Annotated in this window: 11 protein-coding genes; 4 read left to right on the top strand and 7 right to left on the bottom strand. The window is 35.7% G+C overall.

Annotation, left to right across the window (positions count from 1 at the left end; all coding sequences use genetic code 11):
- The first annotated feature begins 63 nt into the window (after window positions 1–63).
- The 4 genes from BBI01_RS08245 (at window position 64) to BBI01_RS08230 (ending at window position 3,309) form a co-directional block, all read left to right on the top strand.
- Window positions 64–948 (top strand): lysophospholipid acyltransferase family protein, encoded by an 885-nt coding sequence (locus BBI01_RS08245; RefSeq protein ID WP_065394212.1) that lies wholly within the window; start codon window positions 64–66, stop codon window positions 946–948.
- A gap of 6 nt (window positions 949–954) precedes the next feature.
- Window positions 955–1,932, top strand: a complete 978-nt coding sequence (locus tag BBI01_RS08240) for a glycosyltransferase family 2 protein (protein ID WP_065394211.1) — start codon at window positions 955–957, stop codon at window positions 1,930–1,932.
- 80 nt (window positions 1,933–2,012) lie between these two features.
- Window positions 2,013–2,570, top strand: a complete 558-nt coding sequence (locus BBI01_RS08235) for a 3'-5' exonuclease (RefSeq protein ID WP_065394210.1) — start codon at window positions 2,013–2,015, stop codon at window positions 2,568–2,570.
- 16 nt (window positions 2,571–2,586) lie between these two features.
- The gene (locus tag BBI01_RS08230) at window positions 2,587–3,309 is read left to right on the top strand and encodes a T9SS type A sorting domain-containing protein (RefSeq protein WP_065394209.1); all 723 of its coding nucleotides are present in this window, start codon (window positions 2,587–2,589) and stop codon (window positions 3,307–3,309) included.
- Window positions 3,310–3,311: 2 nt separating this feature from the next.
- On the opposite strand, the gene apaG is transcribed toward BBI01_RS08230, so the two are convergent.
- The 7 genes from apaG to BBI01_RS08195 form a co-directional block, all read right to left on the bottom strand.
- The gene (gene apaG / locus BBI01_RS08225) at window positions 3,312–3,701 is read right to left on the bottom strand and encodes a Co2+/Mg2+ efflux facilitator ApaG/CorD (RefSeq protein WP_065394208.1); all 390 of its coding nucleotides are present in this window, start codon (window positions 3,699–3,701) and stop codon (window positions 3,312–3,314) included.
- 80 nt (window positions 3,702–3,781) lie between these two features.
- Complete coding sequence (gene odhB / locus BBI01_RS08220) at window positions 3,782–5,035, bottom strand: 2-oxoglutarate dehydrogenase complex dihydrolipoyllysine-residue succinyltransferase (protein ID WP_065394207.1); 1,254 nt, start codon at window positions 5,033–5,035, stop codon at window positions 3,782–3,784.
- A gap of 37 nt (window positions 5,036–5,072) precedes the next feature.
- On the bottom strand, window positions 5,073–7,886 hold the full coding sequence (locus BBI01_RS08215) for a 2-oxoglutarate dehydrogenase E1 component (protein ID WP_065394206.1): 2,814 nt from the start codon (window positions 7,884–7,886) through the stop codon (window positions 5,073–5,075).
- A 125-nt stretch (window positions 7,887–8,011) separates the two neighbouring features.
- The gene (locus BBI01_RS08210; protein ID WP_065394205.1) at window positions 8,012–9,052 is read right to left on the bottom strand and encodes an SRPBCC domain-containing protein; all 1,041 of its coding nucleotides are present in this window, start codon (window positions 9,050–9,052) and stop codon (window positions 8,012–8,014) included.
- 338 nt (window positions 9,053–9,390) lie between these two features.
- Window positions 9,391–10,659 carry a glucose-1-phosphate adenylyltransferase gene (locus BBI01_RS08205; protein ID WP_065394204.1) on the bottom strand — a complete coding sequence of 423 codons (1,269 nt, stop codon included), beginning with the start codon at window positions 10,657–10,659 and terminating at the stop codon, window positions 9,391–9,393.
- A 15-nt stretch (window positions 10,660–10,674) separates the two neighbouring features.
- Window positions 10,675–11,211 carry an FEKKY domain-containing protein gene (locus BBI01_RS08200; RefSeq protein WP_065394203.1) on the bottom strand — a complete coding sequence of 179 codons (537 nt, stop codon included), beginning with the start codon at window positions 11,209–11,211 and terminating at the stop codon, window positions 10,675–10,677.
- Between the two features lies 1 nt (window position 11,212).
- Window positions 11,213–12,619, bottom strand: coding sequence for a glycogen synthase (locus tag BBI01_RS08195; protein ID WP_065394202.1), 1,407 nt, complete (start codon window positions 12,617–12,619; stop codon window positions 11,213–11,215).
- Window positions 12,620–12,621: the final 2 nt, after the last annotated feature.

Genomic DNA, 12,621 nt, shown 5'->3' with positions numbered 1-12,621 from the left:
ATAATACTTATCCCTCAGCAAAAATAGAACCATAATTTTATTATCACTAAATTTGCGTGTTTTATGAGCTTCTTAATTAAAATATTATTTTTCGTCTCCAAACTTCCGCTTAGAGTATTATATATATTCTCGGATGTTATTTTCTTCCTAAACTATTATCTGGTAGGTTACAGAAAAAAGGTGATTACCCAAAACCTTAAAAACTCCTTCCCAGATAAATCTGAAGAAGAGATCAGAAAAATCCGCAAAAAATTCTATCGTAATTTCTCCGATTATCTCGTAGAAACAATAAAATCGTTCAGTATTTCTGAAACTGAGGCAAGAGTAAGAATGCAGCATATCAATCAGGATCTGTTTCACGAGGCTAAAGAAGAAGGAAAAAATATTATTTTACTTGCCGGGCACGTTTTCAATTGGGAATGGATCAATGCATTGGCAAGAATTATCCCTCAGGCTCACTGCCATCCGGTATACAGAAAGGTAAACAGTGATTTTTGGGAGAACCAGATGAAAAAAGTCAGAAACAGGTTTGGAAATGAAGCACTGGAGGCAAATGGAGTCATCCTTAATATCTTCAGATCTAAAAATAACGGAGATTCCGCTTATATGTTTGTTGCCGATCAAACGCCTCACTTTGCTCATGTTACGTACGGTTTAGAATTTATGAACCAAAGGACTCCTGCTTTCGTAGGGTATGATAAATTGACGTCTAAAATGGATCTTATCTTTATCTACTGTGAAATGAAGAAAGTAAAGCGTGGATATTATCAGGTCAACTATCACAGAATATATCCGGATGGTGAAAAATTTACAGAAAATGAAGTGGTAAGAAAATTCCATAAATTATTGGAGAACACTTTACATAAGCACCCTGACAACTATCTTTGGTCTCATAGAAAATGGAAGTATCAGGATTCTATCAAAAATTTTGATTCTGAAAAAAAATAGATTTACATGCAGAAAAAACTGGCGGTTGCCATCTTAAACTGGAACGGAAAAAATTGGCTTGAAAAATTTCTTCCCGGTGTAGTTCAATTTTCTCAAGATGCAGATATTTACGTTATTGATAATCTTTCTACAGATGATTCCATAGAGTTTTTAAATACACACTTCCCTACCGTAAAAGTTATTAAAAACAATGAAAATTATGGTTTTGCAGGAGGTTATAATGAAGGGTTAAAAGAGATCAAGAATGAATATTACTGTCTTCTTAATTCTGATGTAGAAGTTACCGAAAACTGGATTAATCCCGTATTGGAACTATTTGAAAAAAACACTTCTATTTCTGCTGTTCAACCTAAAATTTTATCTTATAACAATAGAAACTATTTTGAATTTGCAGGTGCTGCAGGTGGTTTAATTGACAATCTAGGATATCCTTACTGCCGTGGACGTGTATTTGATGATCTGGAAGAAGATAAAGGACAGTATGATGATGAGACAGAAATTTTCTGGGCTTCCGGATGCTGCCTTTTTATACGATCCAAAGATTTTTGGGAACAAAATGGCTTTGATGCAAGATTTTTTGCCCATCAGGAAGAAATTGATCTTTGCTGGAGACTTATTAATCAAGGAAAAAAGATTTATTATACAGGAAAATCCAAAGTATTTCATGTGGGTGGCGGAACTTTGAATAAACAGAGTGTACAAAAGACCTATTTGAATATCCGAAACAATTTGTCGATGATGCTTAAAAACCTTCCTTTCCCCCAATTAATAGGGCTAATTTTCTTCAGATTATGTCTGGATGGTGTAGCTGGAATCTATTTTGGATTAAAACAAGGCTTTCCACATCTTTGGGCAGTAGTAAGAGCTCACTTTGGGTTTTACAGACAACTTCCAGGAACCTGGAAACTTAGACAAAAGCATCAGAAAATACAATTCTACCAATCAAAATGGTTAATTTTCAGGCATTTTTTAGGAGGCAAATAAATACAAATTTTACAACACAGATTTTTTACTTATCTGAAAAGTTTATAATTTCAAACATCTAATCTTAAATTTTAAAACAAATGGACTTCTGCGCAATAGACTTTGAAACAGCAACCCACGAAAAAAACTCAGCATGTGAGATGGGAATCTGTGTAGTGCAGGATTCTAAAATTGTGGAAACTAAAACCTGGTTGATCAAACCACCAAGTTTTCCTTACTTCAGCAGATTTAACATTGCTGTACATGGAATTCAGCCGGAAGATGTAAAAGATGCTCCTACATTTGATGAAATTTGGTATGAAGCCCAGGAGATGATGTATGGGAGTTTAATGATTGCTCATAATGCAGGTTTTGATGCATCTGTTTTGCGAGGATGTCTTCAACATTATGGAATGTTTACACCCAATATTAATTACCTGTGCAGTATTCAGCTTGCCAAAAAATCTTGGAATTATTTGCCAAAATATGGATTAAAGCCATTGGCTGACTATCATAAAATTGATTTTACGCATCACAGAGCCGGTGCTGATGCAGAGGTTTGTGCAAAAATATCTTTATTGGCTTTTGAAAAGCTATTTATTACCAGAAATGAAGAAATAAATGATTCAGCATTAAAAAATCATATAAAAAAACTGTAACTTTAAAACAAAAACCATGAAAAAACTCTTATTATCTATTGCCGCAATTGCCGGTACTATTGTGTATGCACAAACAGCACTTCACGGTGCAGACTGGAATCTAAAGAAAATTGTAATAAATAATATTACTTATTCTCTCCCTCAGAACAGTGAAATGGGAAGCCCTATTTTAACTTTTTCAGCTACTCCTAACACTCCTCCAACAACCAATATGAGTAATCCTATTTGTGGTGTTACAATATGGGCATTAATCTATAACAACGAAATAACAGCTAATAGTTTTAATTTCTGGTCTCATGGAACCGGAACTCCAACCAATTGTACTATGCCGGAAAATATAGCTTTTCACACGAAATACAATGATTATTTCAGTATGGGTTCCAATAGTTACAACTATCAAATCACGGATAACGGCGGGATGAGAAATCTTATTATAACCAATAGCTTAGGACATCAGGCTTTTTATCAATCCGGAGTTTTAGACACAAAAGAGACCCAATCTCGACTATCAGATAAAACAATAAGTATTTACCCTAATCCTGTAAAAGAAAGTTTCGTTTATCTAAAAACGACAGATCATGTGGAATGGGTAAAAGTGTATGATATGGAGGGAAAATTAGTACTTCAAAACCTTTCTTCTGATCTTGAAATTAATGTCTCTAACCTGCTAAAAGGGAGCTACTTTATGGAAGTAAAATCTCAAAGTGGTATTAGTAGACATCAATTTATTAAAGAATAATTTTAATTACTCAAAACTTCAGATAATAAATTAAATTTTGGGATATCAATCTCAAAAGTTTCCTGTGTCTCAAGGTTTTTAACGAGGTATTTCCCGCTCATATTTCCTACTCCGGAACGGAGCATTACATTAGAGAAATAAGCAAAATTTTCGCCTGTTCCTATCTCTGGGGTCAAGCCGATAATTCCATCTCCAATAATCTCTGTGTATCCGAATCCTACATCAAAAATGAGCCATTTTCTTTTCAGTACTTTTATAGGAAAGCTTCCGTCATTTTCTATGGTTATATTGTACTTAAAGACATAACGGTTTTCGGAGGGATAACTGTTCTTACTATCATATTCAGGTATTACTGAAACTTTGATATTGGAAGTCATTTTTGAAAACATCATTATAGTATTTTTTTAATAGATACAAAAATCTCGCCTTTTTTGAGGCGAGATTATATATTTATATTATAATTTTATTAAAACTATAATCCAAGACCTTTTCTTTCGTCTCCTCCCATTAATACCTGAACAGGATTGTCGATACCTTCTTTTACCGCTACAAGGAATCCTACAGACTCTTTTCCGTCGATAATTCTGTGGTCATAAGACATTGCAACATACATCATTGGTCTGATTACAACTTGTCCGTCAACAGCTACTGGTCTCTGGATAATGTTGTGCATTCCTAAGATTGCAGATTGTGGCGGGTTGATGATTGGTGTAGATAACATAGATCCGAAAGTACCACCATTTGTAATAGTGAAAGTACCACCAGTCATTTCATCAACAGTAATTTTTCCGTCTCTTACTTTTGTAGCAAGATCTTTGATGTTTGCTTCAACAGCGCTGAAAGACATGTTTTCTGCATTTCTCAATACAGGAACCATTAATCCTTTAGGACCTGAAACTGCAATTGAAATATCGCAGAAGTCATAGTTTACTTTGAAGTCTCCGTCGATAGATGCATTTACATCAGGATACATTTCTAATGCTCTTGTTACTGCTTTAGTAAAGAAAGACATGAAACCAAGTCCTACTCCGTGCTTCTGAGCGAATTCTTCTTTATATAATTTTCTTAATCTGAAGATTTCAGACATGTCAACTTCGTTGAAAGTAGTTAACATAGCTGTTTCATTCTTTACAGAAACTAATCTCTGAGCGATTTTTCTTCTTAAAACTGAAAGTTTAGTCGTAGTTGTAGATCTAGAACCAGTAGCAGTAAGAGGGCTTCCTCCTAATGCAGGAACTGCTGCTAATTCAGCATCAGTCTTAGTGATTCTTCCGTCTCTTCCTGTTCCTGAAACCTGACCTGCATCCATTCCTTTTTCGTCAAGGATTTTCTTAGCAGCCGGAGATGGAGCTCCTGTAGCATAAGTTGTTGGAGCAGCAACCGGAGCAGCTGGTTTTGGAGCTTCTTGTTTAGCAGGTTCAGCAGCTTTTGGAGCTTCTTCCTGTTTTGGAGCTTCAGCAGCAGGTGCACCACCTTCTGGTCTTGCAGCATCCATATCAATTAAACAAACTACCTGACCTACTTGTACTACATCACCTTCTTCTGCTTTTAAAGTGATAACACCACTTTGTTCTGCCGGCAATTCAAGAGTTGCTTTGTCTGAGTCTACTTCAGCGATAGGTTGATCTTTTTCTACATAATCACCATCTTTTACAAGCCAAGTTGCAATTTCAACTTCTGTAATTGATTCGCCCGGTGAAGGAACTTTCATTTCTAAAACTGACATATCGAGTATTTTTTATTTTTTAATTGATTATTATTTATTAAGCTGTTACTGGTCTTTTTGCAGGAGCATCGTCTCTGTCGAATACTCTGTTGATTACTGCATTTTGGTTTTTCTCAAACATTTTGTGGCTACCTGGAGCTGGAGCACCGCTTGGTACCGGAGCTACAACCTGGATTCCTGTATCTCTGAAGTTTCTTAAGATATAAGACCAAGCTCCCATGTTTTCAGGTTCTTCCTGAGCCCACACTAATTGTTTTCTGTTTTCGTATTTGTTGAAGATGGCTTCAATAGCATCCGTTTGAAGTGGATATAACTGTTCGAATCTTACTAATGCAATATTTTCACAGTTTAATTCTTCTTTCTTCGCTAATAATTCGAAGTACAGTTTACCTGAACAAAGAACTACTTTTTCTACTTTTTTAGGATCTGCTGTTGGATCGTCTAAGATTGGCTGGAATGAACCTGTTGCGAAATCTTCAAGCGGAGAAACTACTTTAGGGTGTCTCAATAGAGATTTAGGGCTCATTACGATCAATGGTTTTCTGAATGACCACTTCAACTGTCTTCTTAATAAGTGGAAGTAGTTAGCAGGTGAAGTAATGTTCGCTACTACCATGTTTTCATTAGCACAAAGTGTTAAGAATCTCTCCAATCTTGCTGAAGAGTGTTCTGCACCCTGACCTTCTGAACCGTGAGGCAGTAACATTACCAATCCGTCCTGGATTTTCCATTTTTCTTCTGCAGCAGCAAGATATTGGTCAACGATGATTTGAGCACCGTTCACGAAATCTCCGAACTGAGCTTCCCAGATGGTTAATGTATTTGGAGAAGCCATTGCATATCCATAATCAAAACCTAGAACACCATATTCTGAAAGGTGAGAGTTGAATACATCAAATCTGCTTTCTGAAACGTGTCTTAATGGGATATATTCTTCTTCTGTATCTTCTGTTTTTACGACAGCATGTCTGTGAGAGAATGTTCCTCTTTCTACATCTTCTCCAGAGATTCTTACGTTGTGACCTTCTACAAGTAATGTAGCATAAGCTAACCACTCTCCTAGTGCCCAGTCTAATGAATTTCCTTCAATAGCTTTAACACGGTTATCGAAAAGTCTTGTAATCTTGTTGATGAATTTTTTATCAGCCGGAAGTGTTGACATTTTAAGCGCCAATTCTTTCAACTTAGCTAAGTCATATTTTGTATCAACAGGTAACTGAACTGCTCCTCTCTTTCCAATTGGATAGTTTACCCAATCTTCAGCCATGAACACGTCCATTACGTTTTTCTCGATTTCTTTAGAAGCATCAAAGTCCTTATCTAAAAGAGCTTTAAATTCTGTTTCCATTTTAGCAATTACATCGTTTGAAGTAATGCTATCTTTAAGTAATTTCTCCTTATAGATTTCTCTTGGATTCGGGTGCTTAGAAATAGCTTTATAAAGGTTAGGCTGAGTGAATCTTGGCTCATCCCCTTCGTTGTGACCGTATTTTCTGTATCCTAATAGATCGATGTACACATCTTTTCCGAATTTCGCTCTGAAATCAGCTGCAAAATGGATCGCGTGAACTACTGCTTCAGCATCATCAGCATTCACGTGCATTACAGGAGATTCTGTAACTTTTGCGATGTCTGTACAGTATGTTGAAGATCTTGCATCATGGAAGTTGGTGGTAAAAGATACCTGGTTATTTACAACGATGTGAACTGTACCTCCTGTTCTGTATCCTTCAAGCGTCATCATCTGAGCTACCTCGTAAGCAATACCCTGTCCTGCAATAGCACCGTCACCGTGGATGATGATTGGTAATACTTTAGAATAGTCTTTATACTTATCGTCTACTTTTGCACGGCAGATTCCTTCTACTAGAGCTGCAACGGTTTCAAGGTGAGACGGGTTTGGTGTAAGGTTAATACAAACTTCTTCTCCTGAAGCAGTTTTGATCTTTTTAGATGATCCTAAGTGATATTTAACGTCACCAGAGAATACATCTTCTTCGAATTCTTTACCTTCAAATTCTGAGAAAATTTGTTTGTAAGATTTTCCGAAAATATTTGTCAATACATTCAGTCTACCTCTGTGAGCCATCCCCAGAACAACTTCATCTACTCCTAACTGAGAAGATCTTGAGATCAACTGATCCAAAGCTGGGATCAATGTTTCACCTCCTTCTAATGAGAATCTTTTTTGTCCTACAAATTTTGTATGAAGGTAGTTTTCAAAAGCAACTGCCTGGTTTAATTTTAATAAGATTTCTGTTTTTTCATTCGCAGAAAGGCTTGGGTGGTTTTCATTAACCTGAAGCCATCTTTTAATAAAATCTTTTTCTTCAACATTGTTGATGTGCATATATTCCACTCCGATAGAATCACAGTAGATATTTTCAAGATGCTTGATCAAATCTGCTAAAGTAGCAGGCTCTTTCATTCCTGTTTCAACGGCACAGTTGAATTTTGTATTTAAATCCTCTTTAGAAAGACCGAAGTTTTCGATGTCTAAAGTAGGTGTATAGTGTCTTCTTTCTCTAACAGGGTTTGTTTTTGTAAACAGGTGCCCTCTTGTTCTGTAAGCCTCGATAAGGTTTACTACCTTAAATTCTTTCTTGATGTGTTCAGGAACTTCTCCGCTTGATACAGCCTGAGAAATCTGTTGTACTGCAGGAGCAGCGCTGGCCGGAGCCTGAATAAATTGAATGTTATCGTCATCTCCGTAGTTCTCCAAAGCAAAATCGAAGCCTTGAAAGAAAGCTTTCCATGATGGTTCTAAAGAATCTGGGAATTTTAAGTACTGTTGGTATAAATCCTCAATTAACTGAGAATGAGCTGCGTTTAGGAATGAAAATCTGTCCATTATTACAGTTTATCTATTTATTAAAATTTATTTGTAGAATTAATCTTCAAATTTAATAAAAAAAACCGAGTTAGAACAGTCTGAAACCGTTAAAAAAACTTAAGAAAAAAAATATTCTAAAAAAATTACTTATACACTGATAATGAGAGCTTAAGGTTTACATCCTGACCTTCCATCGGACGCTCAATAAAGGTCTGGCGAATATCTCCGAAGCGCATCTCGTCTTTTTTGGCTTTCTGAATCAGCTGCTGAATTGCCCTAATTCGACCTTCATAGCTCCCTTTATAGTACATTACGTAGTTTTGTGATGGATTTACAGACCTAAAATTAAAGTTATTGTCAGACACTCCGATTTTTTTTGAAAGTGGAATTCCCAAGAAGTAAGAAACTTCTTTGTCTTTGTAATTATCGGCATCAGTCATCAGAACCGGATATCCAAATTCATCGTCTTTTTTACCAAGATCCATCGATACGAAATTATAGACTTTGTTATAATTCATCACGATATTTTTGTAAAGGGCATCTTTTTTATTCGCTGTACTTACATTGATTCCCAATAGCAGTTTATCTTCTTCATTTTCCACCATTAAACTGTCGTATTTGATGGCTGCCATTTGGTTGTCTTTTTCAACCTTATTTCCTAATGAATTTTTAAGATTAATCATACTTTTGTTGATATTTTCAGCAAAACGGTCTTCTGTCCAGAAATTTTCGACTCTTCTCCATACTGAAAGTTTCGGGGTATGTACATACCAAATAATTTTTGTCTTTTCAGCAGAAATCGGCTTGAATTTCACATCCACTAAGGTCGGATTTTCGTTTTCGTCTTCAAAAAGCTGGTATTTTAAGGTTTTGTTCAGGTTTTCGTATCTGATGAACATTTCTCCATCTGTGTCATTTTTAGGATCTACGTAACTAATAGCACTTCCCTGTCCTTCATATGGCGTATAATAATCTATATCTATAGTAGGTGAACTGGTAAAAAAATTGTTCCATCGTGTGAAATTCTGAAGATTATTAAACTGTGCAAAGACTTTATCCACTGGATAATCAATCTCTTTTTCTACAGTAAAATTCTTGCTTTCATCCACGAAATAATACATGGAAGCAGCATAAGCTCCTCCTAAAAGAACAATAATTACAGTTAATATTTTAAAAATACGCATCGCACAAAAGTAATACAAATAAAAAAAGTGAACAATACACTGTTCACTCTTGTTTTATGTTTAACAATAATTAACCTTGTTAATGGTTGGAAGCGGGATGAGGGAAGCTGGAAGTTACTGTTATTCCAATGATTACTGATCTTTCTCCTATTAAAATTATTCTTTACCAGCTTTTAATAAGGGAAAAACCATATTTATCACTTCGACTGCAATAACTTCCAGCCTCCAGCTTCCCACTTCCAGCCTAATTTTTCACAAATCTTTCAATAAAGAACAACCATATCCATCACTTCGATTGCGATAACTTCCAGCCTCCAGCTTCCCTCTTCCTTAATTTATCACCCAATATGGGTTCCCGGGGGAAGAACAGCGCCTTTTTTCACGACTACAATTCCATCCTGCACGGAGTGTGTTCCATAATCACCATCAGGAATATGTTTTCCGCCGATGATCTTTACATTGTCACCGATATAACAATTCTTATCCAAAATAGCTTTTTCAATATAGCAATATTTCCCGATCCCCATATTCGGGCGTCCTTTTCTATCGTTCATTACAATCTCTGTAGTGTTCTGGTAGAAATCGGCACCCATTACATATGAATTAACAATGGTACTTCCTTTATCGATTCTTGTTCTGTTTCCGATCACTGAATTTTCAATTTTATCAGCCATGATGATACATCCGTCTCCAAAAACTGCCTTACTTACATAAGATCCGTTTATCTTGGATGGCGGAAGCATCCTTGCTCTTGTATATATAGGTGAAGAGGAGAAAAGATTGAACTGTGGAAGATCCAGACAAAGATCCAGATTGGCTTCGTAGAATGATTCTATTGTTCCTATATCCGTCCAATATCCTTCATACTGATAGCTTAATGTTTTATATTTCCCGATAGAGTTTGGAATAATATCTTTTCCGAAGTCGTCACCCGCTCCTTCATCAAACATTTTTTTTAGGATTGTCTTTGTGAAAATATAAATTCCCATGGAAGCCAGAAATTCTTTTCCTTTATGTTTATTCTCATCTGAAACTTCGGATTGTAAACCCTCCAGCATATCATATCCAGGTTTTTCGTAGAAAGAGGTAATATTTCCTTCATCATCAGATTTTAAGATCCCAAAACCTGTGGCATCTTTAGCATTTACAGGAATGGTAGCAATGGTTAAATCACCTCCGTTTTCGATATGAAAATCCAGCATTTCTCTGAAATCCATCTGATAGAGCTGATCTCCGGAAAGAATTAATATATAATCATAGTCATATTTTTCAAGATGCTTCATAGATTGACGCACCGCATCTGCTGTTCCCTGATACCAGCTGTCATTTTCAACATTCTGTTCAGCAGCAAGAATATCTACAAATCCCTGACTAAAGATATCAAAATGATAAGAATTCTTGATATGTGAGTTTAAAGATGCTGAATTAAACTGGGTCAGAACGAGAATTTTATTCAATCCCGAGTTCAGGCAGTTTGAAATAGGAATATCCACAAGTCTGTATTTCCCTGCGATAGGTACAGCTGGTTTTGATCTTGTATACGTTAATGGGAATAATCTTGTGCCTCTGCCTCCTCCCAGTACAATAGAGATTACATTTCGGTTCATAAATATATTGCGTTTTTATTTTATTAGTTTTACAGTTCTGTCTTTAGTATCTACATTTACTCTGAAGCAAATATTATTTTCATATTTAAGTTTCGGATTAATTACAGCTACTTCATATTGTCCTTTATCATTCAATTCTTTTACTTCTTTATCTACATCATCAATAGGAATATTATGATCTCTAAGCTTGTTTCTGAAGAGTTTGTTTACAATGAGTATATCCATTACATCCACCCGCTTCATCCTAAAGTCTTCCAGATCCTTATTATATTTTACATCCCAATCTTTGCCATATTTACTTTCAATGGCTGCACGAGTCTTTTTATTGGTATTAATTATTTTTTTGAATGTTTCATAATCAATCGTACAACCTCCGGCATCTATCCATTTTATTTTCCATTTTTCAGAAACCCCATTGATTGCTTCTTCTCCATACATATTCTTAAGACCAACTCCATATAACCAGAAATAACCATTGTTAAGCCCATCATCTTCCTTGTTGCAGGAAAACAATAATATTATGATTGATAAAAAAGAAAAGATACGTTTCATATCAGCTATTATATAAAGCTATATATTTTTCTGCAGATTTCTCCCATGAAAAATCAAAATTCATATTGGCATGAATAAGATCTTCCATAACTTTCTTCTGATTATAGATTCCGAGAGCTCTGTTCATCGCATGAACAATATCATCTACTCCTGCATAAGTAAAGTTCAGCCCTGCTCCTCCTGTTGAAATATCTTCTACAGTATCTTTCAATCCACCCGTATATCTCACTACCGGAATGGTTCCGTATCTCATGGAATACATTTGATTCAAACCACATGGTTCTACTCTTGATGGCATCAACAGAAAGTCTGCGGATGCATAGATCTTATGGGAAAGATGTTCTTTATATCCAAGATCTACCGCAAAATTGGTGTAGGTATAATCGTATTCCTTTAATTTATTTTCTATATAGGTATTTCCTGAGCCTAAAATCATGATATTTAAAGCACCATAACTTTGCTTGATGCTTTTCCATACAACATCAGGAAGGAGATCAGCTCCTTTTTCTGTAGCAAATCTTCCGATAAAGGCAAATAAAGGCAGATTTGGTTTTAAACCATACTCTTTACACAGTTTTTCTTTGTTCTTTTTCTTTTGAGCTACAGCATTTTCATGATTAAAATTGAAATCCAGCATCGGATCGGTTGCAGGATTCCAGACTTCAGTATCAATTCCGTTGATAATTCCATAGGCTTTTCCGAATTCCTGACGAACAAGGCTTTCCAATCCACGGAAGCTTATAAAAAGTTCTTCCAGATAACCTTCTGAAACGGTAGTAAAGGCATCAGCACACTTGATCATACTTGCCAATGGATTCATCATTCCGTTCCAATCCATCAAACCCCATTTATAGGAATCAAAAGCAGGCATATAGTTCGCCATATTCCAGCTCATCATTCCCTGATATTCACCATTATGAATGGTTCCAATAGTTTTTACGTCTTTTAAAAACTGAAATTCAGGACAGTTTTTAACCATAAAAGGTACTAATCCTGTATGATAGTCGTGACAATGAAGTATATCCGGCTTTATCTCCATTGCACACATCCAATGTAATATTCCTTGCTGAAAGGCAAGAAACTGAAAACTTTCATCCTGATAACCATATGGATTATCTCTATCCAAAAGACCGGGAATTTTCACCATATAAAGTTCAAATCCCAATACATCAGATTTTTCTTTCATCACCTGAACCTGCAGCATATTGGATCCCTGATGAATGAAACCATCAAACACCAGCTCAAATTCATGGTCATAAACAAAAGGTTTGTTGTACCAAGGCATTACAACCTTAGCATTAATCCCTTTTATTTTATTCTGATATTTCGGTAAAGCTCCCACCACATCGGCAAGACCTCCTACTTTTGCTATCGGATAACATTCTGTACTTAAGTGATAAATAACCATTT

It is taken from the genome of Chryseobacterium artocarpi (assembly GCF_001684975.1).
GTDB lineage: Bacteria > Bacteroidota > Bacteroidia > Flavobacteriales > Weeksellaceae > Chryseobacterium > Chryseobacterium artocarpi.
Note: the sequence above shows the minus strand (reverse complement) of the source record. Positions and strands in the feature narration are given on the sequence as shown.

Coding starts and splice junctions, on each gene's coding strand:
- BBI01_RS08210 (WP_065394205.1), bottom strand. CDS start 9,052: ATGCGTATTTTTAAAATATTAACTGTAATTATTGTTCTTTTAGGAGGA.
- BBI01_RS08195 (WP_065394202.1), bottom strand. CDS start 12,619: ATGGTTATTTATCACTTAAGTACAGAATGTTATCCGATAGCAAAAGTA.
- BBI01_RS08245 (WP_065394212.1), top strand. CDS start 64: ATGAGCTTCTTAATTAAAATATTATTTTTCGTCTCCAAACTTCCGCTT.
- apaG (WP_065394208.1), bottom strand. CDS start 3,701: ATGATGTTTTCAAAAATGACTTCCAATATCAAAGTTTCAGTAATACCT.
- BBI01_RS08235 (WP_065394210.1), top strand. CDS start 2,013: ATGGACTTCTGCGCAATAGACTTTGAAACAGCAACCCACGAAAAAAAC.
- BBI01_RS08240 (WP_065394211.1), top strand. CDS start 955: ATGCAGAAAAAACTGGCGGTTGCCATCTTAAACTGGAACGGAAAAAAT.
- BBI01_RS08215 (WP_065394206.1), bottom strand. CDS start 7,886: ATGGACAGATTTTCATTCCTAAACGCAGCTCATTCTCAGTTAATTGAG.
- BBI01_RS08230 (WP_065394209.1), top strand. CDS start 2,587: ATGAAAAAACTCTTATTATCTATTGCCGCAATTGCCGGTACTATTGTG.
- odhB (WP_065394207.1), bottom strand. CDS start 5,035: ATGTCAGTTTTAGAAATGAAAGTTCCTTCACCGGGCGAATCAATTACA.
- BBI01_RS08205 (WP_065394204.1), bottom strand. CDS start 10,659: ATGAACCGAAATGTAATCTCTATTGTACTGGGAGGAGGCAGAGGCACA.
- BBI01_RS08200 (WP_065394203.1), bottom strand. CDS start 11,211: ATGAAACGTATCTTTTCTTTTTTATCAATCATAATATTATTGTTTTCC.